24 protein-coding genes are annotated in these 24,738 nt (G+C 61.7%); 17 read left to right on the forward strand and 7 right to left on the reverse strand.

Annotated elements, in window-relative coordinates; all coding sequences use genetic code 11:
• Positions 1-2 precede the first annotated feature (2 nt).
• Genes JKL48_RS07025 through JKL48_RS07035 form a run of 3 tightly spaced genes read left to right on the forward strand, consistent with a single transcriptional unit; the run spans position 3 to position 2,857 of the window.
• Positions 3-848: an FkbM family methyltransferase gene (locus JKL48_RS07025; protein ID WP_201980523.1), complete on the forward strand. Its 846-nt coding sequence runs from the start codon at positions 3-5 to the stop codon at positions 846-848.
• A gap of 28 nt (positions 849-876) precedes the next feature.
• Positions 877-1,980, forward strand: coding sequence for an AMP-binding protein (locus JKL48_RS07030; RefSeq protein ID WP_201980525.1), 1,104 nt, complete (start codon positions 877-879; stop codon positions 1,978-1,980).
• A gap of 52 nt (positions 1,981-2,032) precedes the next feature.
• Complete coding sequence (locus tag JKL48_RS07035) at positions 2,033-2,857, forward strand: DUF481 domain-containing protein (RefSeq protein WP_201980529.1); 825 nt, start codon at positions 2,033-2,035, stop codon at positions 2,855-2,857.
• Positions 2,858-3,044: 187 nt separating this feature from the next.
• Here the strand turns inward: JKL48_RS07035 and JKL48_RS07040 are convergent, their stop codons facing one another.
• Together JKL48_RS07040 and JKL48_RS07045 are read right to left on the reverse strand one after the other, a co-directional pair.
• Entirely contained in the window at positions 3,045-3,749 is a 705-nt protein-coding gene (locus JKL48_RS07040) for a hypothetical protein (protein WP_201980532.1), read from the reverse strand.
• A gap of 91 nt (positions 3,750-3,840) precedes the next feature.
• Entirely contained in the window at positions 3,841-5,280 is a 1,440-nt protein-coding gene (locus tag JKL48_RS07045; RefSeq protein ID WP_201980534.1) for a TlpA family protein disulfide reductase, read from the reverse strand.
• A 333-nt stretch (positions 5,281-5,613) separates the two neighbouring features.
• Here JKL48_RS07045 and JKL48_RS07050 point away from each other — a divergent pair, with 333 nt between their 5' ends.
• From JKL48_RS07050 to JKL48_RS07075, 6 genes are all read left to right on the forward strand, one after another.
• Positions 5,614-6,054, forward strand: a complete 441-nt coding sequence (locus JKL48_RS07050; protein ID WP_201980536.1) for an ABA4-like family protein — start codon at positions 5,614-5,616, stop codon at positions 6,052-6,054.
• Positions 6,055-6,128: 74 nt separating this feature from the next.
• On the forward strand, positions 6,129-6,566 hold the full coding sequence (locus JKL48_RS07055) for an anthrone oxygenase family protein (protein ID WP_236668656.1): 438 nt from the start codon (positions 6,129-6,131) through the stop codon (positions 6,564-6,566).
• Between the two features lie 62 nt (positions 6,567-6,628).
• The gene (locus JKL48_RS07060) at positions 6,629-7,612 is read left to right on the forward strand and encodes a hypothetical protein (RefSeq protein ID WP_201980538.1); all 984 of its coding nucleotides are present in this window, start codon (positions 6,629-6,631) and stop codon (positions 7,610-7,612) included.
• Between the two features lie 10 nt (positions 7,613-7,622).
• A complete protein-coding gene (locus tag JKL48_RS07065; RefSeq protein ID WP_201980540.1) occupies positions 7,623-8,657 on the forward strand; it encodes a sensor histidine kinase in 1,035 nt (344 codons plus the stop codon).
• A gap of 8 nt (positions 8,658-8,665) precedes the next feature.
• Positions 8,666-9,418: a LytR/AlgR family response regulator transcription factor gene (locus JKL48_RS07070; protein ID WP_201980542.1), complete on the forward strand. Its 753-nt coding sequence runs from the start codon at positions 8,666-8,668 to the stop codon at positions 9,416-9,418.
• Positions 9,419-9,461: 43 nt separating this feature from the next.
• On the forward strand, positions 9,462-10,043 hold the full coding sequence (locus JKL48_RS07075; RefSeq protein WP_201980544.1) for a Uma2 family endonuclease: 582 nt from the start codon (positions 9,462-9,464) through the stop codon (positions 10,041-10,043).
• A gap of 20 nt (positions 10,044-10,063) precedes the next feature.
• On the opposite strand, the gene JKL48_RS07080 is transcribed toward JKL48_RS07075, so the two are convergent.
• The 4 genes from JKL48_RS07080 to JKL48_RS07095 form a co-directional block, all read right to left on the reverse strand.
• Entirely contained in the window at positions 10,064-11,563 is a 1,500-nt protein-coding gene (locus JKL48_RS07080) for a TlpA family protein disulfide reductase (RefSeq protein WP_201980546.1), read from the reverse strand.
• Positions 11,564-11,603: 40 nt separating this feature from the next.
• Entirely contained in the window at positions 11,604-12,404 is an 801-nt protein-coding gene (locus tag JKL48_RS07085) for a LytR/AlgR family response regulator transcription factor (RefSeq protein WP_201980549.1), read from the reverse strand.
• A gap of 119 nt (positions 12,405-12,523) precedes the next feature.
• A complete protein-coding gene (locus tag JKL48_RS07090; RefSeq protein ID WP_201980560.1) occupies positions 12,524-13,633 on the reverse strand; it encodes a sensor histidine kinase in 1,110 nt (369 codons plus the stop codon).
• A gap of 99 nt (positions 13,634-13,732) precedes the next feature.
• Positions 13,733-14,443, reverse strand: a complete 711-nt coding sequence (locus JKL48_RS07095) for a hypothetical protein (protein WP_201980562.1) — start codon at positions 14,441-14,443, stop codon at positions 13,733-13,735.
• 233 nt (positions 14,444-14,676) lie between these two features.
• Between JKL48_RS07095 and JKL48_RS07100 the strand changes: the two genes are divergently transcribed.
• Both JKL48_RS07100 and JKL48_RS07105 read left to right on the forward strand, forming a co-directional pair.
• Entirely contained in the window at positions 14,677-15,387 is a 711-nt protein-coding gene (locus JKL48_RS07100) for an outer membrane beta-barrel protein (protein WP_201980564.1), read from the forward strand.
• Between the two features lie 195 nt (positions 15,388-15,582).
• On the forward strand, positions 15,583-16,242 hold the full coding sequence (locus tag JKL48_RS07105) for an HlyD family efflux transporter periplasmic adaptor subunit (protein ID WP_201980574.1): 660 nt from the start codon (positions 15,583-15,585) through the stop codon (positions 16,240-16,242).
• Here JKL48_RS07105 and JKL48_RS07110 read toward each other — a convergent pair.
• Entirely contained in the window at positions 16,239-16,646 is a 408-nt protein-coding gene (locus JKL48_RS07110; protein ID WP_201980577.1) for a peptidase associated/transthyretin-like domain-containing protein, read from the reverse strand. The genes JKL48_RS07105 and JKL48_RS07110 overlap by 4 nt on opposite strands.
• A 582-nt stretch (positions 16,647-17,228) precedes the next feature.
• On the opposite strand from JKL48_RS07110, the gene JKL48_RS07115 reads away from it, so the two are divergent.
• The 6 genes from JKL48_RS07115 to JKL48_RS07140 all read left to right on the forward strand — a co-directional run bounded on the left by JKL48_RS07115 (position 17,229) and on the right by JKL48_RS07140 (position 24,714).
• Positions 17,229-17,969, forward strand: coding sequence for a hypothetical protein (locus tag JKL48_RS07115; protein ID WP_201980580.1), 741 nt, complete (start codon positions 17,229-17,231; stop codon positions 17,967-17,969).
• Positions 17,970-18,025: 56 nt separating this feature from the next.
• The gene (locus tag JKL48_RS07120; RefSeq protein ID WP_201980583.1) at positions 18,026-18,685 is read left to right on the forward strand and encodes a hypothetical protein; all 660 of its coding nucleotides are present in this window, start codon (positions 18,026-18,028) and stop codon (positions 18,683-18,685) included.
• Complete coding sequence (locus JKL48_RS07125) at positions 18,664-19,482, forward strand: sensor histidine kinase (protein ID WP_201980586.1); 819 nt, start codon at positions 18,664-18,666, stop codon at positions 19,480-19,482. Before JKL48_RS07120 ends, JKL48_RS07125 begins: the two co-directional genes overlap by 22 nt.
• A 338-nt stretch (positions 19,483-19,820) precedes the next feature.
• Complete coding sequence (locus JKL48_RS07130; protein ID WP_201980588.1) at positions 19,821-22,922, forward strand: PAS domain S-box protein; 3,102 nt, start codon at positions 19,821-19,823, stop codon at positions 22,920-22,922.
• Between the two features lie 464 nt (positions 22,923-23,386).
• Positions 23,387-23,908, forward strand: coding sequence for a c-type cytochrome (locus tag JKL48_RS07135; protein WP_236668657.1), 522 nt, complete (start codon positions 23,387-23,389; stop codon positions 23,906-23,908).
• 248 nt (positions 23,909-24,156) lie between these two features.
• Entirely contained in the window at positions 24,157-24,714 is a 558-nt protein-coding gene (locus JKL48_RS07140; protein WP_201980592.1) for a hypothetical protein, read from the forward strand.
• Positions 24,715-24,738 lie beyond the last annotated feature (24 nt).

The raw sequence follows: 24,738 nt of genomic DNA on the forward strand, positions 1-24,738 counted from the left end.
CGATGTTCCGTTACCTCATCAACTCCTTCAAGCGGAAGCTGGCCCGCCGCGTCACCCAGAAACACCCCACCCGCGTCGACCATTTTGAGTTGGCGGGATTGGGCCAGGTCGATTTTACCAATTGGGAAAACCCGCTGGTGGAAAAGAAAGAGATGGCCGCCGAAACGGTTGCGTTTTTCAAGCAATTTTTGCACGATGGCGACGGCGCCATCGACATCGGCGCCAACATCGGCCACATGACCGTGCAAATGGCGCTGGCCACCGGCAAAACCGGCCTCACCCTGGGCTTCGACCCCAACCCGTACGTGTATGATATTCTGGCGGAAAATGCCCTGCTGAACCCGAACAAAACCGCCATTAAAGCGCACAACCTGGCCATTTCGGACGAGGACAATGAGTTCTTCTACAACTCGTCGGAGGCCTCGTTTAACAACGGCGGCATTTCGCTCACCAGCGACAACCGGCACGGCAAATTTGCCCTGAGCCACAAGGTAAAAGGCGTTAACCTGGAGGCATTTTTGGAGCGCGAATACCCTGGGTTTATTGACAAGCTCAAGCTCATTAAAATTGACACCGAAGGGTACGACAAGGAAATCATTAAATCCATTTCCGACCTGCTATTCAAGCACCATCCGGTGGTGATTACGGAGTGTTTTGGCAAAAATTCGCCGGAGGAAAAATTCGAGCAGTTTCAGGTGCTCAAAGGCCTGGGCTACTCGCTGTTCTACATTTCCGATTTTACGATTGATGCGGAAGTGGTACCCATTCTGAAGCAGGAAGACATGCTGAACTGGAAGCATTTCGACTTTTACTGCACCGCAGACCAGTCGCAGGCCGCCCGGCGCTAAGGCCGGCGCCGACGCGTAGTTTTGCGGCATGACGACTGCCGCCCTGCCCACCTCCCTCCTGCTCAACGGCCGCGAATTCAGCTACGCGGCCATACGCGAATACCCCGCCCGGCTCGACGCGCCGGTGAACGGCTACGAGGCCAAAATTCTGGATTTTATGCGCCAGTGGCTGAACGGTGCCCAGGAGTTTGGGCTGCACACGTCGGGCAGCACGGGCGCGCCCTCGCTCATCACGCTGCGGCGGCGGCAACTGGAAGCATCGGCCCGGCGCACGGGCGACTTTTTTGACCTGGGGCCGGGCGACCGGGCGCTGGTGTGCCTCAACTGCGAGTACATCGGCGGGCTGATGATGCTGGTGCGCGGGCTGGAGCGCAACCTGCACCTGACCATTGTGGAGCCGCACGCCGACCCGTTTGCCTACGTGGCCGCTGATGCGGCCTTCGATTTTGCAGCCTTCGTGCCCTTGCAATTGAAAATGGTGCTGACCGCCGGCCACGCCCCGCGCCTGAATCGGATGAAGGCCGTCATCATCGGCGGAGCACCGGCCGATGCCTCTTTACAGCAAGAGCTACAGCCGCTTACAGTGCCGGTGTGGCTGACGTATGGCATGACCGAAACCTGCTCGCACGTAGCACTGCGGCGGCTGAATGGCCCGCAGGCCACTACCTCTTTCCGGGTGCTGCCCGGTATCGCGGCCGGCCAGGACGAGCGCGGCTGCCTGACCCTGCGCGGCGACGTAACCGATGACCAACTCATCGTCACCAACGACGTGGTGCGGCTGCTCGACGCCCACACCTTCGAGTGGCTGGGCCGCGCCGATTTTGTAATAAACTCCGGCGGCGTGAAAGTGCCCGCTGAGAAAGTAGAGCTGGTGCTGGACGTGGCGCTGGCCGAAATCGGGGCATCGCGGCGCTGCTTTGTGGCCGGGCAGCCCGATGAGCGCCTCGGGCAAGCGGTGACGGCTTTTATCGAAGGCCCGGCTCTACCGGCCAGTCAGGAAGCGCAGTTGAAAGCGCTGCTGGCCGAACGCCTGAGCCGCTACGAGCAGCCCCGGCAGCTGCGCTACTTGCCCGCGTTTCACACCACGGCCACCGGCAAGCTCGACCGGCCGGCCACTTTACGCAGCTTGTAGCGCCATGCCGTGCCTGCTAAATCCACGGCATCGCCGACTGCTGAGGTGGCTGATGGCCCTGACGCTCCTCCTGGGTGGCACCCACGCGGCCCAGGCCCAAACCGACTCGACGGCCACTGCCGAACCCGATTCGGCGGTGGTGAATGGGGTGGGCGGCCTCACGCCACCGCCGGCCGGGCTGCCATCGGCGGAGTTCGAAACCTATAACCTGGACGGGACGGGTGTGCGCTACACGGCCGCCATCACCGGCCTCTACACCACGGGCACGGTGGAGCGGGTGTACTTCACCACCAGCCACACCGGCAGCCTGGCGGCGGGGCACTGGCAGTTCCCTGCAGCCGTCAGCTACAGCTACGGCCGGCAAAGCGGCCAGCTCAAGGAGCGGGAATTGCTGCTGCTCACCACGCCCGACTACCGCCTGGGCAAATGGAAATTTTACACCCTGGCCGAGCTGGAAACCAGCAACCTGCGCGCCATCGACCACCGCGTGGTGCTGGGCGCCGGCGCGGGCTACCAGCTCTACGCCGACTCTACCAACAGCGAAGTATCGGTGAGCACTTTTCTGCTCGACGAAAACACCTACTACGACACCGAGCCTGCTTTGGAACGCCACGTGGTGCGCAACTCCACCCGCCTCAAAGTGCGCCTGAACCGGGGCGTTTTCAGCGCCTCGACGCTGCTGTTTTACCAGCCCGCGTTGGAAAACCCCGACGAGGACTACCGCGTGAACAACTCCACCATTCTGGCCTTCAAGCTCTACCAGCACCTAGCGCTGAACCTGGCCTACACTTTCTCCTACGAAAGCGTGGTGGTGCAGAACCGCAGCCGCGCCAACGGTACACTCTCGGTCGGCTTTGCCTACAGTTCCGGAAAATAACCAAGCCACCAAGCCCCAGGCATGGCCGCAAAGAGGCTTCAACCTTTAGATAGAAGTTGTTTGATTTTACCAAGACATGAGACATTAGACACGAGACAGGAGAAAGAATTTCACGTCGTTTTAGCCCTTTTTCTCCTGTCTCGTGTCTAACGTCTCATGTCTAAAAAATAACTCAAACAGAGGCTTCTTATTCCGGCCGCATGCCGACCTGGGTGAAGAGCGGTTCCCGGTCCTTGAGCACCTTGAACAGTTCGCCCAGAAACACGTTGGCTCTCAGGTAGAACACGGGGCCGTTTAGCTCCTTTTGGATGGCGCGCGGCACGAACAGCGGCTGCCGCCAGCCCGCACCGGTGCCCACGCCCGCCCACCGAAATACCCGCAGCTGAGCAGCCATGGCGGGCTCGGCCACGCCCAGGAAATCGCGGGGGGTTTTGTCGAGGTCGCCGTCGTCGTTTTCGTACAGCACGTACACCGAGCCCAGGCCCAACTGCATGTTGGCACTGAGTTCCCAGCGCGGATTTTCGAGCAACACGTAGCCCGCGTAGCCGGCCAGGTAGCGGAAGCGCAGCTGCGCATCGGCATCCTCAGCGGCGTTGTCGGGCTTTGCCTGCCGGGTGGGCACGCCGGTGCTGAGGAAGTAAACGGCCGCGCCGGTGCGGAAGCGGTTTTTGAATTCAATGCCCAGCTTCAGGCCGTTGATGGTGGTGAACTTGTGGTTGATGATGGAATAGCGCGAGTCGTATTGCGCCACGAAGCGGTTGTGCGGCAGGCGCGGAATGGCTGGACGCCCTTTCACCGAATCGCGGCGGGGCACCCGAGCGGGTGGCAGAGCTGCATGGGCCGTTTGGACCATCAACAACAGCCCCACCACCAAAAACTTTAACACGGACATAATGTGCAGAATACGTAGCAACACGCCGCTGGTTGGCGACGGCATCCGGAGTTAACCACGTCGGGCAGTCGAGGGTTCAGCAAATTGGCATTTACTGCCCCAGCGCGGCGTTGAGGGCCGCCACGGCTTCGGGGCCGGTGCTGGGGCGCGGGGCCGTGCGGGTGATGATGCGGCCATCGCGGCCGATGAGCCAATAGGTGGGGTAGCCCTGCACCTGGTAGCGGGCGGCCACGTCGTCCTGCTCGGGGCTGCGCAAGTGAATGCTGTTGGGACTGGTGAGGTGCTCGGCGGCCAGCACCTGCTGCCACTTGTCGGCCTTGTCGCCCACCGAGATGTAGACGAAGGCCACGTCGCGGCCCGCAAACTTCTGCTTCAGCTCGTTGCTGGCGGGCATTTCCTTCATGCATGGGCCGCACCACGTCCCCCAGAAATCGAGGTACACCACTTTGCCGCGCAGGTCAGCGAGCGATACTTTCTTGCCTTCATTGTTCAGCAGCGAAAAGGCCGGCGCCAGGTTGCCCACCTTCACGGCCAGCTGCCGGCCGATGAGCATGCGCAGGTCGCGGGCCATGGTGGAGTCGTGATTTTGCGTGCGGAACGTGGGGTAAGCGGCCAGCACACCATCGAGGTTGCCCTCCATTTTCCAGTCGTAGAATATGTACATTACCTGGTCGATGGTGGCGGTGCTGGGGCCAAAGTCGGCGGTGGCCTGGGCGTAGTGCCGGCGGGCTTCGGCGGGGTCGGTGCCGAGGGTGCCGTCGGGTGCCAAGCGGTTGCTGTAGGCATTCAGGAACCACATAAGCGCACCATTGCTTTCGGTACCCCGGTCCAATTTTATGTATCTATCCAACTGCTTTAGCGGCAGTTGCGCCAGAAAATCAAAATAGTTGGCAGGCAGTTGCGCGGGGGCTTTCACTATGTTGCGGCGGTAGGCCGGGTACTCTAGTAGCTTGCGGCCCCACTTCAGGTCAATATCGAGGGCCGTGCTGCGCTGAAAATCGGCCGGCAGTGGGTGCGCTTTAGCGTACGCCGTGAGAAAGGCCTGCTGCTGGGCCCGAAACTGGTCGGCAGTCTGCCGGAGTTGCTCGGCCGTGATGGTGGGCGTGAATTCGGGGCGGGGCGCATCGCCGGCCGGGCCAAACTCGAACTTCCAAAGCGCCTGTGCCAGGTAGTTGCTTACGTCAGCACCGCGCCCGGTATAGACCAGGGTTTCGTCGAAACGGGGAAAATCGAGAGTCATGCGCACATCGTCGCCCGGCGCGAGGTAGAGGGTGGTGCGTTGGCCGGAATAAGAGAACGTAATGGCCGTGCCGCCTTTCAAATCCGGCACCGTCATCCGAAAATCGCCGGCAGGGCTGAGCACCGTTCGCACCCGTTGATGGTAGATATGCCCGTGATATTCGAGCCGCACCGAGTCGCCAGCCGGGGCGTGGTCGAGGTGGCCGCTAAGCGTGGCCTGCGCTGGTGGAGTTGGGGTAGCCAAGCAACGGAGCAGAAAACCGAAAAGCAGCGTGGGTAGCGAAAGCAGCATAAATGGGAAGATTGAAGTTGGAAGGGTTGGAAAGGTAGGATTCAGCGGTAGAATGATTGAAACTGTTTAGAAAGTTGGCCTTGGATTATCGGTCATCCTGAGCGCAGCGAAGGACCTTCTCACGCCAGCATAATCACCGTTCAGCAGTGAGAAGGTCCTTCGCTGCGCTCAGGATGACATCGGGTTTGACTTACTAAACAGCTTCATTGGTTGCTTCGCCCCATCCCAATTGCCGCCTGACCCGCCGGATTCGCCGCTTCGCCCCGGTAGCGCTGGCGGCCGGGAGCGAGGCAACGTAAGTTTGAACCAGTTATTTCAATCCATCAGCTGCTTATGCTCACGCCCGACTTCCTGTTTTCCCTGGCCAACCCCGCCGCGCTGCTGGGCTGGGCGCTGCTGGTGCTGGCCCCGCGCTGGCGCGGCACCCGCGCCGTGGTATTGAGCGGGGCGCTGCCCCTGCTGCTGGCCGGCACCTACGCGGTACTCATTGCGGCGCACTACCTGGGGCCGCACGGCCACGAGGGCGGCTTCGGCTCGCTGGACGAGGTGGCGGCGCTGTTCCGCGACCGGTGGGCGCTGCTGGCAGGCTGGGTGCACTACCTCTGCTTTGATATGTGGACGGGTGCCTGGGAGCTGCGCGATGCCCAGCAGCGCGGCGTGCCGCATTGGCTGCTGGTGCCCTGCCTGGCGCTCACGTTCCTGTTCGGACCGGTGGGACTGCTGCTGTATTTCGGCGTGCGCCAGCGGTATCCATTGCCGGTAGCGGCAGCATAAAGAATTTATTTTCAAATCGTTTCTGACAAAATACAATGAACCTGCTTCCCTAAACGCTGCTGTGGCTGCTGGTATTGAATCTGGGTGTAGCCTTCGGTGCGGGGCTATATGAAACGCGCATTGTGCTGCCGCAGTGGTTCAGCAAGACGGCCGCGGGCTACCGCGTGAACGACGAGGCCATGCGCGCCATCGATACCGGGCGGCGCTTCTGGGGCATGGTCACGACGCTGCCCCTGACGCTGCTCACGTTTGCCAACCTCGCGGTGGCCTGGTCGTCCCCGCCGCCCCGGCACGACTGGTGGCTGGCCGCCGCGCTCCTCACGCTACTGGAGCGCCTGGGCACCTTCGGGTTTTTCATTCCTACGGCCATCAAACTGCAGCGCAATGTGGCATTGTCCGAGGCCCAGGCTGGCCAATTGGCAGCGTGGTGGGTGCGCCTGAACTACGGCCGCAACCTGCTCACGCTGCTGGCGTGGCTGGCGGCGCTGCGGGCCTTTTCGCTTCCGGCCTAGGCCCGCTGCTGGCTTGGTCAAGCCATTGAAACCTGTCTCCAACCATTTATTTTAACGATAGGATGAAAACTGCCCTGCTTCCGTTTTCTGCGTTTTCAACGGCTGATGGTTCGGCCGCCCCAGAAATGGCTTTTTCGCTGCGCACCGTTCTGCGCGTGCTGCACCGCGTGAACCCGGTGCTGTCGTGGACGGGCTGGGTGAACGTGGGCCTAGCCGTGCTGGCCCTGGCCCTGCTGCTGCTCGACCGCCGCCTGGTGACCGGAGCGCTGGTCTGGGCCAAGCCCCTAAAATTTGCGCTGTCCATCACGGCCTTCTGCTGGACACTGGGCTGGCTGCTGGCCGACCTGCCCCAGGCCGCTCAAAACGCGGTGCGGGCCATCAGCTGGGGCGTGGCCGTAAGCATGTTGGTGGAGCAGGGCGTGATTTTTCTGCAGGCGGCGCGGGGCACCACCTCGCACTACAACACCCGCACGGCGCTCGACGGGGCGCTGTTTTCGGTGATGGGCCTGTTCATTCTGGTCAATACCCTGATGACGGTTTGGGCGCTGTATCTGGTGTGGCGGCACCAGCCGCACGGGCCTGTGGGCTACGTGTTGGGCATGCGCCTGGGCCTGCTGCTGTTCCTGCTTGGGAGCGTGCTGGGCGGCGCGATGATTCACAACATGCAGCACACGGTGGGCGCGCCGGACGGCGGCCCCGGCCTGCCGGGCCTGGGCTGGAGCACCCGCGCCGGCGACCTGCGCATTGCCCACTTCCTGGGCATGCACGCCCTGCAAGTGCTGCCGCTGCTGGGCTGGGCCCTCAGCAGCTGGGCGCCGCGCTGGGCCGTGGGCCTGACGTGGGCCGGGGCCGCGCTGTATGCCGGCGCGGTGGCCGCGCTGTTTGCGCTGGCTATGGTGGGCCGGCCGCTTTGGGCGGGCAGTAGCGCGAACGTTGTAGTTCGCGTCCCCGCGCTGTTTCAACGATTCGCTACTAGCGCGGAGACGCAAACTGCAAAGTTCGCGCTACAAATTGCAGCCCGTACACGAACAAAAAAACCGTCGTAAGCCCCTCCGCATGACGCAGCCCGCCCTCAATGACCGCCGCTTTGTGCTCTGGGGCATCCCACTGCTGAGCTTGCTCATTACGGCCGTCAACCTGCCCACCGGGCCGTATGGGCGCTGGCCGATGGTGCTGGTGCACTGGGCCATCTCGCTGTACTTCACCTCGGGCTATTGGGTCGTCACGCGGCAGCTGTGGCTGGGCTTGCTGCAACGCTTGCCGCGCCCGGAGCAGACGCCGCGCCGCCTCTGGCTGCTGGCCGGGCTGGCAGTGCTGGCCACCTCGGCCGCCACGGTGGTCCTCACGCTGCCCCTGCACCTGCTGCTGCCCCGCGACTTTCCGCTGACCTTCGATTTGCTGCTGCGCGAGGCTCGTTTCAGCCTGGTACCTACCGTGGCGGTGCTCACGCTCTACGAAGCCATGTATTTTTTCGAGCAGTGGAAGGACAACCTGAGCCGCGCCGAGCAATTGGCCCGCTCCCAAACCCAAGCCCAGCTCGACGCCCTCCAAAGCCAGCTCGACCCGCATTTTCTGTTCAATAACCTCAACACGCTCGCGGCCCTCATCGAGCCGGAGAATGCGCCCGCCCAGCAGTTTGTGGAGCAGCTGGCCGATGTGTACCGCTACGTGCTGCTGGCCCAGGGCCAGCCCACCGTGCCGCTGGCCGAGGAAATGGCTTTCATCGAAACCTACCTGGCGCTGCATAAAGCGCGTTTTCGGGATAATCTGGTGGTGGAAATAGCCGTGCCGCCCGCCGCGCTGGCCCGCCGGGTGGCCCCGCTCAGCGTGCAGCTGCTGGTAGAAAACGCGCTGAAGCACAACGAGGCCTCGCGTCAGCACCCGCTGCACCTACGCCTGTGGGCGGAGGCCGAAAACCCGGATTTTTTGCTGGTCGAAAACGCCCTGCGGCCCCGCACGGCGGGCCTTGCGCCCGGCACCGGCACGGGCTTGGCCAACGTGCGCCAGCGCTACCTGCTGCTGAATCCGGCGCGCCCCATCGAAATTCTGGAAGCGGCCGGCAAATTTGCCGTCAGACTGCCGCTGCTGTAACCTTGCTCATGAAAATCCTGCTGCTCGAAGACGAGTACCCGGCCGCTGAACGCCTGCAGCGCCTGCTGGCCCAGGCCGCGCCCGAAAGTCAGGTGCTGGCCGTGCTCGACACCGTGACCGGAGCTCTCACCTGGCTGGCCGCCAACCCAGCACCCGACTTGATTCTCAGTGACATTCAGCTGGCTGATGGGCTGAGTCTGGAAATCTGGGAGCAGGCCGTGGTACCCAGCCCGGTCATCTTCACCACGGCGTTTGACGCCTATGCCATCCGCGCTTTTCAGGCCAACAGCGTGGCGTACTTATTGAAGCCTGTGAAGCTGGCTGAGCTGCAAGCCGCGCTGGCCAAACTGCGCCAGTGGCCGAAAGGCGATAGTGCCCCCATCGAGCGTTTGCTCGATGCCCTGCCCCGGCCCAGCCGACCGTATAAAACGCGCTTCCTGGTGCGGCAGGGCGAGCAACTGTTGCCCCTGCCGGTGACGGAAGCTGCCTGGTTTCTCAGCCGCAACGACACCGTGACGCTGGTAGTCGCTGATGGCCGCCGCTTCGTGCTCGACTACACCCTGGAACAGCTCGAAACCCTGCTCGACCCGGCCCAGTTCTTCCGCCTCAACCGCCAGATTATTGCGCAACTGCCGGCCGTGCGCCGCCTGCACCCACATTTCGGCGGCAAGCTGCTGGTCGAATTACACCCCGCGCCGAACGAAGAAGTGTTGGTGAGCCGGGAGAAAGCCAGCGCCGTAAAGGCGTGGCTGGAAGGGTAGGTTTCGCCGTATCTTGGAGCCACATTAGCCACTGTCATTTTTTATGGATATCAAACTTAAATCTGCGGTACTGGAACGCCTCACCGACGAGGAATTCTACCAGTTCTGCATGGATAACCGCGACTTGCGCATCGAGCGCGATGCCCACCATCAAATCACCATCATGCCGCCCACCAATTCTGAAACCGGTGCCTCCAATGGCCAACTCACCCGCTTGTTAGGTAATTGGGCTGAAGACTCTGGCTTGGGCATCTTTTTCGATTCTTCCTCCGGCTTTACCCTCGATACCGGCGCCATGCTTTCTCCCGATGCCAGCTGGATAGCCTGGGAAAACTGGAACGCCCTCAGCCCCGACGACCGGCGCGGCTTCGCCCGTATTTGCCCCGATTTTGTGGTCGAGCTGCTCTCGCCCACCGACCGCCTCACCGACACCATGCGCAAGATGGAGCACTGGCTCGAAGCGGGCGCCAAGCTCGGCTGGCTCATCGCGCCGGGCACCGAATCGGTTTATATTTTCGAGCCCGGCCAACCGGTGCGGCCCGTCGTCGGGTTCGACCAGGAATTGGTAGCCGGGCCCTTGCTGCCCGGCTTCCGGCTGGAGCTGCGGCGGCTGCGGCTGAGCTAGCATGCCGCAATAACGGGCGCCTACTCCTGCAGCGCTTTTTCCAACAGCGCTGTGGTCTTGGCATCGGAAGGACGGGGCGCATTCAGGTGCATCAACCGTCCATCGCGGCCAATAATAATATAGCTTGGCACCGACCCGATGAGGTAGGCCTGCGCCGTCGCCGCCTCCCATTCGCCCCCATCCCGCAGGTGAACAGTGTTAGAACTGCGCAGGGAATAGGCCGCCAGGGCCTTTTGCCAGGCACCCTCCCGGCTGTCGATGGACACGCACAGGAACAGCACGTCCCGACCCACAAAATGCTTTCGAAGCTTGGCTGCGGCCGGCGCCTCGGCTAAGCAGGGCGCACACCACGACGCCCAGAAGTCCAGGTAAACCACCTTGCCTTTGAAGTCTGCCAGGCTCACCTTTTTGCCCCGGTCGTCAACCAAAGTAATAGTCGGGGCCGGCTGGCCGGCCTTCAATGCCTGGTGGTGCTGCACGCTGCTAGTAAGCGCCTGCAGCACGGCGGGGTCACGCGTGTGCTGCTGCACCATATCGAGCAGAGCCTCCGCGCCAGCGGGCCCATTCCGCTGAATATACTTGGCCAGGACGTAGCCCACGGCCAGGTCAGCGGACATATTTCGGCCGAAGGCCGCCCGTACCTGCGCGGTAAGCTGCGCCAAAGCTTGGGAGCCGGAAACCAACGGTGGCTCACGCTCATCCAGCGGTTGGCCAGTGGCAAAGAAATGGGAGCGGTTAAACAGCAGGTTATTGCCGTACAGTTCCAGTACCTGCTGCACCTGGTATTCCGTCAGGGCGGTATCCGGCAGCAGGTCTGGGCGTAGCTGGGCGTTGAGGCTGGGGAAGTCAAGCTTCTCGGCGGCCTGGGCGTCGTGGGCATTCGCGTACTTTACGGTGAGCGGCAGCATGAGCTGCCAGCTGGCCCACTGCATCTGAATGGCCCGCCGGGCATACTGCCTGAAAGGTGCCGGCAACGGGTGGGCCGCGGCGTAGGATTTGAGAAACGCCAGCTGCCGGGTGCGCTCCTCCGTGGCCAAACGCCGTCGCTCCTGCAGGGTGGGCACTATTTTCAGGGCCATTTGCCGCATCTGCTGCACCGAGTCATCGGGAGACTGAAAGCGTCGGTAATACTCCAGCAGGTAATTGCACGGATTAGCTGCCGCACCCTTAAACCGCATGGAGCTGGGGTAATTCTCCGCGTCGTAGCTCACTTGCAGCACATCGCCGGGGTGCAGATACAGCAAGGCCGGCTCACTGCCAATGTCAAGCTCGGCCTCGCCGGGGGTGCGCAGCGCCGGAATGGAAAGCCGGAACCTGCCATCGGCCGTAGCTCTGGCTTGCACGGCGTGCTGCCATTTGCCCAGCCGGCTGCGGTCGTAGCGCAGCACAATGTCTTCGCCATCCGGGTGCTGCGCCCATCCCGTCAGGACCACTGACTTGGGCAGCGGGGCGGCAGCCGGGGCCATCGGGTGCATCATGGCCAGCAGCCCCCCCAGAAACGCATAAACCCATTTATCCATAAAAGCCACCGGCGCTTGCACCCCGAAATATAGCATCCAACTACCTGTCCAGCCAGCTCTTGAACACGTTCACTTTCTCGCGGCTCACCAGCACCTGGGCATCGGGGGCGGTGGGCTTGAGCACGGTTTGCAGGCGGGAGTTGGTGTAGTGGATGATGTCCTGAATGGCCGACTGCTGGGCCAGATAGGCGCGGTTGAGGCGGAAGAAGCGGCGCGGGTCGAGCAGGCCTTCGAGCTGGTCCATCGTGTAGTCGACCACGAACTTGCGGCCCTCGGTGGTTTGCAGGAAGGTGGCTTTTTCGAGGCTGAAGAAGTAGGCAATCTGGTCGAGCGGCACCACTTTCAGGTGTTCGCCCACGCGCACCACAAACTGGGTTTTGTAGCTGGCAGCAGGCGGCGCGCTTTGCTGCATCAGCTGCACGAGCTGGGCCAGCAAAGCGGAGTCGAAGGCCGGTGGCGGCGCCGTGGCCGTGGGCATGGGCAGGCGCTCGCGCAGCTTCATCACGGCGGCCGTTAGCTCCTCCTCGTCAATGGGTTTGAGCAGGTAGTCTACGCTGTTTACTTTGAAGGCTTGCAGGGCGTACTGGTCGTAGGCGGTGGTGAAAATAACCGGGCAGCGCACCTGGGTTTGCTCGAAGATTTCGAAGCTCAGGCCATCGGCCAGGTGAATATCCAGGAACAGCACATCGGGCGCCGGGCCGGTTTCGAGCAGCTGCACGGCCTGGCTCACAGCCTCGGCCGTGCCGATGACCTGCACGGGCTCGGGCTGCCGGGCCAGCATATCGGCGAGGCGGCGGGCGGCGAGGGGTTCGTCTTCGACGATGAGGGCAGTTAATTTCATTTAACAATTATCAATTAACATTTAACAGTTGTTCTGGCGGCGCTTTTCAAGGGTTTTCAAATTGTCTGCAAAGGCTCGGCGAATAAGTCGTCAGCTTGTTAAATGATAAATGTTAATTGTTAAATGACCAGCAGCGGCAATGTTACCACAAACTCCCCCGCCTCCTCCCCTATTGCCAGCGGCTTGCTGGTAAGAAAGGCGTAGCGCGCCGCCAGGTTTTTCAGGCCCAGGCCCGAGGTCTCGCCCGGCGCGAGGCGGCGCGGGCGCAGGGTGTTGCGCACGGTCAAGGCAGGGGCGGCGGCATCCAGCGTCACGGCCACGCGCAGCGGCTGGGCCTGGAAGGCGGTGTTGTGCTTAATGACGTTTTCGAGCAGCAGCTGCAGCGCCAGCGGCGGCACGAAAAACGGGTGCAGCGCGGCCGGCGGCAAGTTCATTTCCACAGCCAAGGCGTCGCCGAGGCGGGTTTTCTGGAGGTACAGGTAGCTTTCGGCGAACTTCAGCTCGTCGGCCAGTGGCACCAGCTCTTGGCTCTCGCTGTCGAGCACGTAGCGGTACACCTGCGCGAGCTGCCGGATGAAGCGCACGGCCCGGGCCGGGTCGTTTTCTTCGACCAACGAGGTCAGCGCGTTCAGGGAATTGAACAGAAAGTGCGGGTCCACCTGCCGGCGCAGCGAGTCGAGGCGGGCCACGGCGGTTTCTTTTTCGAGGCGCTCGGCGCGCACGGCGGCATCGCGCCACTGAAAAAAAAACGAGCGGCTGTGGTTGAACAGCGAGATGATGACGGTGACGATGAGCGGCATCAGCACCCGCCAGTACATGGCCCCCGACCAGAGCCGGGCTACCGGCTGCCCCTGAATGAGCAGCAGCACGGCGTTCATCACCACGATGAAGAGCACCGAGCCGCCCAGCGACACGGCCAGCGTGAGCAGCAGCCGGCGCAGGGGCTGCGTTGTCCAGGGGTAGTGGCGGTTCAGCCACTCCACCACGTAGCCGTTGGTGAGCCACAAGCCCACGCTGTAGCACACGGTGTAGGCGTAAGTAACGGCGAAGGCCGTCCAGCTGTGCACCGCCCGGGGGTTCACCAGCAAGCTGATGATGACGGCCATTAGCAGAATAAGCTGCGCCGCCCGGCCCAACGAGCGCATGGACCTGGGCAGGGCCCGAAACACGTTGGTAGTTGGCGGCGGGGTATTGGAAGCAGCCACGGCGGCGGGCAGGAAAGTTTGCATCAAAGTAACGCAGAAGTGTGAAGGAAAGCCGGCGCGAACGGGGCAGTTCGCGCTCCGGGCTGCCTGCCCGGCTTTTTAGCCACGGGTATTTTTGCCCCCTTACTTGGTGGCTGCAATGTCGGCGGGGCATTGCGCCAGCATGGCGTCGTTCATTTTTTCGCCCCAGGTGGGGCTCAGGGCATTGGCGGGCCGGAAGGTGGCGAAGAGGCCCTTGGCCTTTTCGTAAAGTGGCTTGGCCTTGTCGGGGCCGCCGCCAAACATCGAAGGGGTATGAAATGCGTTATTGCCGAGCAGTAGGTACACGCGCGGGTTGTTGGGGGCGAGGGCTTTGGCTTGGTTCAGGGCTTCGGCTACCCGGCCCGCGTACACCATGCCCCGCGTCATGGGGCTCACCATGATGCGGCCCTGGTAAATGTAGGCCTGGAGCACCAGCAGCTCGGCCACGTCGGCGCCGGGCAGCTTTTTGGCCGCATCGAGGGCGGCCTGGGCCTGGTCGAACCGCTTGTCCTGCCGGTCATCGGGCTGGCTGGCAAAACCCAGCTTGAGGTAGCCGCGGGCCTGGTAGTAGCGGGGCTCCCAGGCGGTGGGGGCCGCGGCCACGGCGCGCTCCAGCTTGGCGAGGTTGGCCTGCACGTCGGCGGGCGTGGCGGCGGCGCTTTGCTCGGCAATGGTGGCTGCCATCAGGGTGGTGAAGGCATCGGAAGCGGCACTGGGCACGGGGGCAGCCGAAGCCAGCGCCGTGGTTTTGGATTGGGCGACGGCCAGCAGCGAAGTGGCGGCCAAAGCGAGGGTGAGGACGGCGGCTTTCATGGGGCTTGGGACTTGGGCTAATGTGCGGTGGTTGGTGATTCAAAGGTGGCGGCGGGGTGGGCCGGCCTTCAACTCCCCGTTGCCGAAGCGTCGATTGAGCCGGACGAAGCGTTGGATTGGCCGATGGCCCGTAGCACCCTGTTTGCCGGAAACCCGGTTTCGGCCTACCTTCCCACTGCCTGGCGGGGCCTGGTGCTACTGACCGGCATTCTCCATCACTTCTCCCCTACCCGATGAAATTGCTTCTACTCGCTGGTAGCGGCTTGCTGCTGGCCGCTCCGCTCCTGGGCCTTGCCCAAACCGCTCCCGCTGCCGCGCCCCGCTACTATGCCGGGCTGGGTGTGTACAGCAGTCACTTTCAAAAGCTGGGTAAATGGCATAACGGCGACAAAACCGGGTTTCGGCTGCCGGTGCAGCTTGCGGCCGGCTACCAGCTACGCCCGCGGCTGGCGCTGGAGCTTGGCGCCGCCTACAGCGGCATCACGACCACCTACGCTATTACCGCCGATTACAGTCACAACAGCTTTTTCAATCCCACCGGTATTACCCCTTACACTTATCAATACTCCAACACCACCACCGAAGGCCTCGTCTCTATTTCGACCCTGGCCCGATACACGCTCCCGCACCGGCTTCCCAGCCGATTGCACCTAGCAGCGCTTGGGGGTTTCACGTTGGAGCACCAATCCATTTACTCCCGTGGCTTCGAAGGCGACGACCTCTCCGGCACCCTCCAAACTGTTCCATTCTCTCGCCGCTTCTCGTTCGACAATCTACTGCTGACGGTGGGCTTGGGCCTGCGCTGCCGCCTGACTCAGAGCACCGAACTGAACTACCATTTCACGGAGAATCGCCTCATTGCCACCTCCTATCCGGGAATTGCCGTTTACACCACTACCGCCAGCCATGCGCTGGGCCTGCGCTACAGCTTCGGGCAGCACTAGCGGACGTCAGATGAGCATGGCAGCTTTTCGGTGCAGCAGCTTATGGACAAGCAATTGCAAACCCATCGCCCCGCGGCGACTAGCCTGCAATTTAGGTTAAGTAGAAGTATTCTGGTACATAAGCGCCACACTTGTCGGTCAGTTACGTATCAGGTGCGGCGCAATTTCTCTCGCTGCCTTTCTCTTTGTTTCGATATGAAAAAAAGTATCCTCATTGCCATCGTTTTTGTGCTGATTGGAGGCGCCGTGCTGGGCCGGCGGTGGTGGGTAAAATCTACGGCTGAAGTAACGGCGCTGGCGGCCGGCCCGGCCCCGGCTGCCGTCATTCCCGATTCGACGGTGCTGGAGCTCACGGGCCGGGTCAGTGCCGGGGGCACCGAGCCGGTATTGGCCAAAACGACCGGCCGCGTGCGTACCATCTTCTTTGCCGAAGGCGATTTTGTGCGGCAGGGCGCAGTGCTGGCCAAGCTCAACAACTTCACCTTCGTGCTGGCGCCGCACAGCGGCTTCCTGGTTTCGCGGCATCTCACGGCCGGCCAGTACCTCAACCGCACCACGGCCATTGGCACCATTTCGACACGCCCATACCTGCTGGTGCCGGTGGTGGTGCCGGCAACGGAGGCGGCCAGCATCCGGCCCGGCGATTCGGTGCGGGTGTGGGCGGCGGCCCGGCCCACCCGCGTGGTAACCGGCGTGGCCAGCCCTGCGGCCGCCGACGACCCGGCGGGTACCAACCTCGAAATCCGCCTCACCTCGCGGGCACCGCTGCGCATCGGGGAGCAGGCCAAGGTGCAGCTGCACCGCCAGGGCTTGGCTGCTCCAGTGGCTGATGCGGCGCCTGCGGCGCACCGCTAGCCTAGCTGTTTGTACTTGCCCTGCCGGCCGCGCAGGCTGAGGTTGTCGCTGCTGTCCACCGTCACGCCCGGCGAGCGGGCCAGCACGTCGAGCGAGGTATTGCCCGCCACCAGGGTGCTGCCTTCCACGTTCACCACGGTGCGGTCGGCCTGGCGCTCAAACAGCGGCTTTTTGCCCGCTACGGTCACTTCTTTCAGGGCCGTGGCGGTGCTGGTTGGCAGCGTCAGCGGGGGCAGCTGCTGAGTTTCGCCGCCCGCCACCTTTACGGGCAGCCAGCCGCGCACGAAGCCCACCTGCGCGGCCGATACCCGGTAGTTGCCAGCCCCCACGGGCTCAAACCGAAAGCTGCCTTTCTCGTCGCTGAACTCCGATTTAGCAGCGCTAGTAGCCTCACCCAGCGCCAACCTGCGAACAACGGCCCGGCCAGGGAGCGGAACGGGAAAAAGGAGTTGGCGACCGGGGCGGGCGAAGCAAGCGTCGGCATCCGCTTGCGACGGGAAAAGCGGGAAAGCATGGTGTCCATTTGCGTGCAGAAAAAAAGTCGTGAGAAAGAATCAAAGCCAGTAGCTGTGCCAATAGCATTCATTATTGCCAACCAGCGAATGGCTGGGTTTATAGCCCGGATGCAATCCATGGGCAATTGTCCATCGGTGGACAGGTGTTTGCAACCAGACATGCAGCTGCATGTCTCTGCTGCTACCCTGCCGGAGCGCCGCCAGGGGGTGTAAGGGCCGCTATATAGGTGTTGATGACAAAGTCGTGCGACCAGCAGGAAGGGTTGCGGCAGGGCACTACAGCGCGGCCCGCTGGTGGCGTTGGCTGCCAAGGGCACAAGCGGGGGCCGGAAGCTCGCGGCCTCAGACGCTGCCGAAAGCCGGTCATTTATACATGATACAGCATGCAATTCGCTGCCCAATCGGTTAGCTTTGCCAGTGCTTGTTCAAGGCCAGCCCGATTTTTTGCCTAAACCAACCGCCCTCATTACAATGCCCCAGACCATTGCGCCCTCGCAACCCCTCACCATCAGCAACGGCCAGTTCAACCAATACGCTGCCAACTGGTTGGCACTATTTGAGGACGGCGCCGGCGACAAATTGGCCAACAACTTCCTGCTGCCCGCCGACGGCAGCCGGCTGCCAGGCGTCAGCTTTCCGGTGATGAGCGTGGTGGATTTGGTGTCGGCGCTGGGCGTGACGCACATCAAAGCCCGGTTTTTGGCGGTGCCGGATGAGGCCGGCCAGCCCCACTTCGCCATTGCCCTCTTCGCGGCCAATGCCGGCAACGAAACTGTTTCGGCCTACTACGTTTCCGAGGGTTATTGGCAGGATGCGAACCTGGTGCCGCCCCTGCAACTGCCCGTTGCCAACGTATTGGCCCTGCACTGGGCCAACAGCTGGGCCGATGCCGCTACTTATCCCATCACCGCGCAGATGTTCAATAGCGGCACGAAGCTCACGGAAGATGACACTGGGCTACACCCGCTACAGGGCTACACCTTCGGCGTGAGCGACTTCCTGCAGCCGCTGCAGGACATCGACGACCTGGGGGCCCTGGACACGTGCAAGCTGCGGGCGTTTTTCGGCCTCCGTACCTACGCCAACGTTGGCGAGGTACCCGCCGCTATTTTTGGGCTGATGCTGCGCCTCACCGATGCCGCCGGCGCGCTCCTGCGCGGCGCCAATAGCGACGCCGAAGACATGGCGAGCCCTTGCCCACCATCGTGCTAGCCAACCCACGCCCACTATAAAACTGAGGATGGGGTGCTCCTAAGCCTGCCGCTGCTATGACCACCGATGCACATTTCTGGAACCAGCTGCTTAGCAGGACGTCGATAACGCCGGTATTCGTAGCGGGCATCATTGGGCTGCTGCGTTACCGGCAGCTTCCCGTGGTGCTGCGCTGCCTGCTGGGGCTGGTCGGTTTTGCTTCGGCCATGGAGCTGGCGGGCATGGTGTTGCAGGCCCTTCATCGGCCCAACCTGTTTCTGATTTCGTTGGACTCGGCTGGTGAGTTCTGGTTGCTGTCGCTGGTGTATGCCTGGGCCCTCGATTCGCCCGCCTTCTGGCGCTGGCGCCCGTGGCTGGCGGGCGGCTTTGTGCTGTATGTGGGGTTGAGCAAAGGACTGGTGCTGGAAGCCACCCAGTTCAGCCCCGCGGTGCAGGTGCTCGAATGCCTGCTGGTGCTGGGCTTGGTGATGAGTTACTTTGTCAAGCTGCTCAACGAGCTGCGGGTAACGCACCTGCGCCAGGACCCCATGTTTTGGGTTTCGGTGGGGCTGCTGGCGTATTTTCTCGGAAAGCTGCAACTTGCGCTGTTCAGCAACTACATGCTGCACCACTACTCGGCCGAGCTGAACTTCACCATTTGGAATTTCCATTCCTTGCTCACCTTTCTGCTGTATATCTGCTATTGCCGGGCCCTATGGATGCGCCCACAGAAGTAAGCTTTGGCCAGCTGCTGCTGGCCGCCATCGGGCTGATGCTGCTGATTGGCGGGGCGGTGGTGGTGCTGCTGGTCACCTACCAAAAGCGCTTGCTGCAGCAGCAGCTGCACCTGCGCGCCGCCGAAGCCGGCCACCAGGAGCAGCTTCTTTTGGCTGTAATCGAGGCCCAGGAGGTGGAGCGGGAGCGCATTGGCCGCGACCTGCACGACGACGTGGGCTCTACCGTGGCCATGGCCCGCATGCTGGTCGACCGCCTGGGCGGTACCATCGGCGGCGATGATGCGGCCACCTTGCTCGACCTCGCCCGCGAAGTGCTTGGTACCGCGGTTGACGAAATTCGGAGCGTGTCGCACAGCCTCTACCCCGCGCTGCTGGCCCGCGCCGGGCTGCTGAAAGCCCTGGAATATTTGGCGGAGGTGACGCGCCGCTCCGGCTCGCTGGCCGTCGTGCTCGACTTGCACTACCCGCACCCGCTGGGCCTGGCCCAGGAGCTGGCGCTCTACCGCATCTGCCAGGAACTGGTGCACAACACCATCAAGCACGCGCGGGGCGCCAGCCAGCTGCGCATCGAGCTGCACCAAAGCGGGCCCCGGCTCTCGCTCACCGTAACCGACAACGGCTGTGGTTTCAGCCCCGGCCCCGCTGCTGCCAACGGCGTTCCGGCGGTGCACGCCGGGGTGGGCCTGCGCAGCATTGGGGTGCGCGTGGACATGCTCCGCGCCCGGCTGGAGCAGCAGTCGGCCCCCAACCAGGGCACCCGTACCCGCATCGAGCTCGACCACCCCTTGCCCGCCTAAAGCAGGGGCGCCCGCGCCGCAGCAGCATAAATTACCCAACGGGTAGTGAAGGCGAAGGCATGCCGTTTACCGGCTGGCACAGTCCCTGCGCAAGGTGAGCGGGGTTATTTCGATGGCCGTTGCTTCATCGCCGCCGAATATAAAATTTCTGGCGGCATAAAAGCAGTATCTTACATAGATTTCAGTTAAATACCGCCTGCAAGCTCAGGCTTCGTTTGGTATTTAATCAATAGCTGCCTGCCGTGCTCAGCCAGGAATTCTCCTTGCTAACTCACGGGTGGGAAGGTCGCACCACACAAAAGTCAACGCTTGCCTTCCGGGTCGGCAAACCGTCTGCCATGAAGGAAAGTGAAAAGAAGTACCGCCGGCTGATTGAAGGCAGTCCGGCTTTATTGGTCACCGTGGACCTGCAGGGCCGCATCGTCGACACCAACGAGGCGGCCGTGACGCTGACCGGCGTGGAGCGCGACACGTTGTTGGGAGCGGACTTCTTCGCCTTTTTTACCGCGCCGGAATTGGTGTGGGATGCCTACCGCGAGGTGGTGGCCAACGGAACGGTTCGGAACGTGCCGTTCACCCTTTGCCACACCAACGGCTCGCTGACCGAGGTGCTGTTCGACGGCTCGGCCAACCGGGACGACCAGGGGGTGCTGCTGGGGGCGGTGATTGTGGCCCGCGAAGTGGCCGAGAAAAACTGGGCCACCGAACTGGGCATCGCCAACAAAGAACTGGCCTTCCAGCACAACGAAAAGGAAAAGCGGGCCGATGAGCTCAGCATTGCCAACGAAGAGCTGGCGTTTCAGAACGATGAAAAAGAGAAGCGCGCGCAGGAGCTGAGCGTCGCCAACGAAGAGCTGGCGTTCCAGAACGACGAAAAAGAAAAACGGGCGGCCGAGCTCAGCATTGCCAACAAAGAACTCGCCTTCCAAAACAACGAGAAGGAAAAACGGGCGGCTGAGTTGGGCATTGCCAACAAGGAACTGGCCTTTCAGAACGACGAGAAGGAGAAGCGGGCGCAGGAGCTCAGCGTAGCCAACACGGAGCTGGCGTTCCAGAACGATGAGAAAGAGAAGCGGGCGCACGAATTGAGCGTGGCCAACACCGAGTTGGCCTTCCAGAACGACGAGAAGGAGAAGCGCGCGGCCGAGCTGAGCATCGCCAACGAAGAGCTAGCCTTTCAGAACGATGAAAAAGAGAAACGGGCGCAGGAGCTGATTGTGGCCAATAAAGAGCTGGCTTTTCAGAACGACGAGAAGGAGAAGCGGGCGCAGGAGCTGAGCATTGCCAACATTGAGCTGGCGTTTCAGAACGACGAAAAGGAGAAGCGGGCCGCCGAGCTGGTCATTGCCAACAAGGAGCTGGCGTTTCAGAACGACGAGAAGGTGAAGCGGGCGGCCGAGCTGCGCGTGGCCAACTACGCCCGCGGCCTGATTGAGGCCAGCCGCGACCCGCTGGTCACCATCAGCCCCGAAGGCAAAATCACGGACATGAACCAAGCCACCGTGAACATCACCGGCATGGAGCGCGCGCAGCTGATTGGCTCGGACTTTTTTGTGTACTTCACCGACCCGCAGATGGCCCGCGAGGTGTACCAGGAAGTGTTTGCCAAAGGCACCGTGGCCGACTCGCCCCTCACCCTGCGCCACCGCGACGGCAAGCTGACCGACGTGCTGTTCAACGGGTCGGTGTACAAGAACGACGAGGGCACCGTGCTGGGCGTAGTGATTGTGGCCCGCGACGTGACCGACCAGAAACGCGTGGCCACGGAGCTGATTGAGGCCAAATTTGCGGCCGAGCGCGCCACCGTGCTGGCCGAAGAAGCCCAGGCCAAAGCCGAAAGCGCCACCGGCATTGCCGAAAACGCGGTGAAGGCGAAGCAGCAGTTTCTCAGCAACATGAGCCACGAAATCCGCACGCCCATGAACGCCATCATCGGCTTCACGAAGGTGGTGCTGAAAACCGAGCTCACCGACAAGCAGAAGGAATACCTGACGGCCATTAAGCTGAGCGGCGACACGCTGATTGTGCTCATCAACGACATCCTGGACCTGGCCAAGGTGGACGCGGGCAAGATGACGTTTGAGCAGATTCCGTTCAAGCTCTCGGCGTCGGTGGCGGCCATGGTGCACCTGTTCGAAACCAAGATTCAGGAAAAAAACCTGGCCCTGGTGATGGAGTACGACGCCAAAATTCCGGAGGTGCTGGTGGGCGACCCCGTGCGCCTGCACCAGGTCATCCTCAACCTGGTGAGCAACGCCGTGAAGTTTACCAGCGAAGGCACCATCACGGTGGGCGTGCGGATGCTGGTGCAGGACAAGGAAAAAGTCATCCTCGAATTTGCCGTCACCGACACGGGCATCGGCATCGAGGAAGCCAAGCTGGGCACCGTGTTCGATGATTTTCAGCAGGCCACCAGCGGCACCAGCCGCTTGTACGGCGGCACCGGGCTGGGCCTGGCCATTGTCAAAAACCTGGTAGAGCCCCAGGGCGGCACCATCAATGTGAAGAGCAAGGTGGGCGTGGGCTCCACGTTCAGCTTCATCCTGAGCTTTGGCAAAACCACCGAAAAAGCCGACGCCGAATCGAGCCTGATTATCGAGCGGGAAACGGAGTTTACAGACGTCAACATTCTGGTGGTGGAAGACATTGCCCTGAACCAGCTGCTGATGAAGACCCTGCTGGAAGACTTCGGTTTTGCCATGGACGTGGCCGGCAACGGCAAGCTGGCCCTCGAAAAGCTGCGCACCACCCGCTACGACGTGGTGCTGATGGACCTGCAGATGCCGGTGATGAACGGCTTCGAGGCCACCGAATACATCCGCAACGTGCTGCACCTGACCGTGCCCATCATTGCCCTCACGGCCGACGTGACGACCGTGGACGTGGAGAAGTGCAAGGCCGTGGGCATGAACGACTACATCTCGAAACCCATTGACGACAAGCTGCTGTACAGCAAAATCATCAAGTTTCTGAAGCAGGCCGACACCGACAAAACCACCGGCGAATCGGACGCGGCCGACCAGCCCCTCCCGCTCCCCACCTGCGTCAACTTCGACTACCTGAAGCGCATTACCAAAAGCGACGCCCGCATGGCCGAGATGATTGGGCTCTACCTGCAGGAAATTCCGCAGCTGGTGCAGACCATGAAAAAGGCCATTGCCGAAAAGGACTGGATTGCCCTGAAGCGCGCCACGCATTCCATCATCCCCACGTTTGCCACCATGGGCATGAGCCCGAATCTGGAGGACGTGGCCAAGTCCATTCAGGGCATGGCCGTCAAGCTGATTTCGGTGGGTGACGGGGCCAAACCCGAAACCATGGCGACGCTACTGTCCTTGTTTTTGGAGATTGAAGCCGCCTGCGCCCTGGCCGCCCAGGAGCTGGAGCAGAAGCTGCTGGTGCTGCCCCAGGCGCCGGCGCGGGCCACGTACGCCGGCTGAGAGATTGTTTGAGCCAACCTAGAGCGGTTTCGGTATCAGTGTACAGTCCGAAGCAGCGGCAGTAATAGCGCGAACTTTGTCGTTCGCGTACCTGCTCCGTTAAAGAAGGTCAAACGGCGTGGCGGCGTGAACTACACAGTTCGCGCTACTATACAGCGACCCCGAAAATGCTCTAAAACGGTTCTGCTCCGATAAGTTTAGCAGGACCGGTTTTAGCAAATTTTCGGCTAACACTGCTCCCGCTGCCCCAGAAACAAAAGAATACTGCGTGCTGGTGCTCGTTGGGGACGCAGCTGGCTTATGATAGGCACCTATAGCGCTAGCCTTGCCAGGCTTTGTTAGCGCTTCGTAGCAATCGACCAAGGCCCGGAGAAATTGAAATGGGCCAAGGCTGCAAAAGGCTGCTCCACAGGGCTTGGATGGTAAATTTGCCGCACATATATTCCACCTAAACCCAACGTGTTATGCGGTTCAATTCGGTTGGTTTCGCCCTTTCTGTCGGTATGTTGCTGATAGTCGTACTCATTGGTTTCACCCTGTTGAGCGCCGCCGGGCTGGTGGGCTTCGCGGCCGATGATGTAGAGGCGGCGCGCATCGAAATTTCCTCAAACGAAGGCCCTGCTTATCCGGTGGAAAAGGTGTCGACGTCCCGCAATGTGTTTTCGGGCGTGCAGGCCGCTGAAGTAGCTGCCGGCGACGCTCTGTTTAAAAGCAACTGCGCCCAGTGCCATGCGGTGAATGAGCAGGTGGTAGGCCCGGCGCTGGCCGGCATCACCAAACGCCGGCCCATGAGCTGGATTTTGCCGTGGGTGAAAAATTCCAGCAAAGTGGTGGCCAGCGGCGACGAGTACGCAGTGGCCATCTTCACTAAGTTTAATAAGCAGCAGATGCCCTCTTTTGCTCTTTCAGACAAAGAAATAACCTCTATTGTGGCTTATATCAATGCTCAACAAGAAACTCCGATGGCGGTAGCAACCGCATACTAGTTTTGGCTGCTGGCCGCCGAAATCAGGTGGCGGCCCCGGTGTCATGTCGAAAGCAGCGGGATTTTTCTCCAAACCAACCAAGTAAAACGGCGTAGATGCAGTCCAGCATGATGACCACAGGCATATTGGGTGGGGCAGTACTTGCCATTGGGGTTTGCTTGGTTAGCCAGGCGCAGGCTCCTATTTCGGTCAAGCCTTTTACCGAGGCCGCCGTTGTGCTCACAACGGGCACTATTTTGACGGGAACGTTGGTCCTATATCCCGAAAAGGAGCTGCTTTCGCTCCGGTGCCCGAACGACAGCACCTACACCCTCCCCGCGCATTTGGTGCGCGGATTTGCTGTTAAAGACGCCCCCGACCAGCAGCGCGCGGGCGATACCTACATTGCCTTGCAGCGCATTTTTCGGGTGTTTCCCTTGCCTGCAATCAAAGGCTCTTCCCCGGTTGCCTGGGGATTCTATGAGCAGCTCAGCCGCGGCCCCGGCGCGGTATTGTTGCGGCGCGAGCGGGCGGTAGGGTACCAAGAGCTATTGCATGGAAGTTTTCCCAGCTTGAATGGGCTTGCCGCCCGTCCTCAGCCCACGATAACCGTCTACCCCGGCGCTACCATTGTCACGCTTTATCTGGCCACGGCCGTCGGCGCGGTGTTCAAGTTGCGGAAGCCCCAGGACGTGCTCAAGTACTTTCCTGATAGGGAAACGCAGCTGCGCGCTTACGTCCGGGAAAACGGGCTAAACTTGTCTAACGACCGGGAATTGTCCTTCTTGGTTAACTATGCCAATACGCTGGCGAAACCAACGCCATGACTGTTGGTAACTGATTCGGAGTAA

This window comes from Hymenobacter rubidus, assembly GCF_016734815.1.
Taxonomy (GTDB): Bacteria; Bacteroidota; Bacteroidia; order Cytophagales; family Hymenobacteraceae; genus Hymenobacter; species Hymenobacter rubidus.

Excerpts from the sequence above, each read along its gene's own strand:
- JKL48_RS07025 (WP_201980523.1), top strand. The coding sequence starts at position 3 with ATGTTCCGTTACCTCATCAACTCCTTCAAGCGGAAGCTGGCCCGCCGC.
- JKL48_RS07030 (WP_201980525.1), top strand. The coding sequence starts at position 877 with ATGACGACTGCCGCCCTGCCCACCTCCCTCCTGCTCAACGGCCGCGAA.
- JKL48_RS07035 (WP_201980529.1), top strand. The coding sequence starts at position 2,033 with ATGGCCCTGACGCTCCTCCTGGGTGGCACCCACGCGGCCCAGGCCCAA.
- JKL48_RS07040 (WP_201980532.1), bottom strand. The coding sequence starts at position 3,749 with ATGTCCGTGTTAAAGTTTTTGGTGGTGGGGCTGTTGTTGATGGTCCAA.
- JKL48_RS07045 (WP_201980534.1), bottom strand. The coding sequence starts at position 5,280 with ATGCTGCTTTCGCTACCCACGCTGCTTTTCGGTTTTCTGCTCCGTTGC.
- JKL48_RS07050 (WP_201980536.1), top strand. The coding sequence starts at position 5,614 with ATGCTCACGCCCGACTTCCTGTTTTCCCTGGCCAACCCCGCCGCGCTG.
- JKL48_RS07060 (WP_201980538.1), top strand. The coding sequence starts at position 6,629 with ATGAAAACTGCCCTGCTTCCGTTTTCTGCGTTTTCAACGGCTGATGGT.
- JKL48_RS07065 (WP_201980540.1), top strand. The coding sequence starts at position 7,623 with ATGACGCAGCCCGCCCTCAATGACCGCCGCTTTGTGCTCTGGGGCATC.
- JKL48_RS07070 (WP_201980542.1), top strand. The coding sequence starts at position 8,666 with ATGAAAATCCTGCTGCTCGAAGACGAGTACCCGGCCGCTGAACGCCTG.
- JKL48_RS07075 (WP_201980544.1), top strand. The coding sequence starts at position 9,462 with ATGGATATCAAACTTAAATCTGCGGTACTGGAACGCCTCACCGACGAG.
- JKL48_RS07080 (WP_201980546.1), bottom strand. The coding sequence starts at position 11,563 with ATGGATAAATGGGTTTATGCGTTTCTGGGGGGGCTGCTGGCCATGATG.
- JKL48_RS07085 (WP_201980549.1), bottom strand. The coding sequence starts at position 12,404 with ATGAAATTAACTGCCCTCATCGTCGAAGACGAACCCCTCGCCGCCCGC.
- JKL48_RS07090 (WP_201980560.1), bottom strand. The coding sequence starts at position 13,633 with ATGCAAACTTTCCTGCCCGCCGCCGTGGCTGCTTCCAATACCCCGCCG.
- JKL48_RS07095 (WP_201980562.1), bottom strand. The coding sequence starts at position 14,443 with ATGAAAGCCGCCGTCCTCACCCTCGCTTTGGCCGCCACTTCGCTGCTG.
- JKL48_RS07100 (WP_201980564.1), top strand. The coding sequence starts at position 14,677 with ATGAAATTGCTTCTACTCGCTGGTAGCGGCTTGCTGCTGGCCGCTCCG.
- JKL48_RS07105 (WP_201980574.1), top strand. The coding sequence starts at position 15,583 with ATGAAAAAAAGTATCCTCATTGCCATCGTTTTTGTGCTGATTGGAGGC.
- JKL48_RS07115 (WP_201980580.1), top strand. The coding sequence starts at position 17,229 with ATGCCCCAGACCATTGCGCCCTCGCAACCCCTCACCATCAGCAACGGC.
- JKL48_RS07120 (WP_201980583.1), top strand. The coding sequence starts at position 18,026 with ATGACCACCGATGCACATTTCTGGAACCAGCTGCTTAGCAGGACGTCG.
- JKL48_RS07125 (WP_201980586.1), top strand. The coding sequence starts at position 18,664 with ATGGATGCGCCCACAGAAGTAAGCTTTGGCCAGCTGCTGCTGGCCGCC.
- JKL48_RS07130 (WP_201980588.1), top strand. The coding sequence starts at position 19,821 with ATGAAGGAAAGTGAAAAGAAGTACCGCCGGCTGATTGAAGGCAGTCCG.
- JKL48_RS07135 (WP_236668657.1), top strand. The coding sequence starts at position 23,387 with ATGCGGTTCAATTCGGTTGGTTTCGCCCTTTCTGTCGGTATGTTGCTG.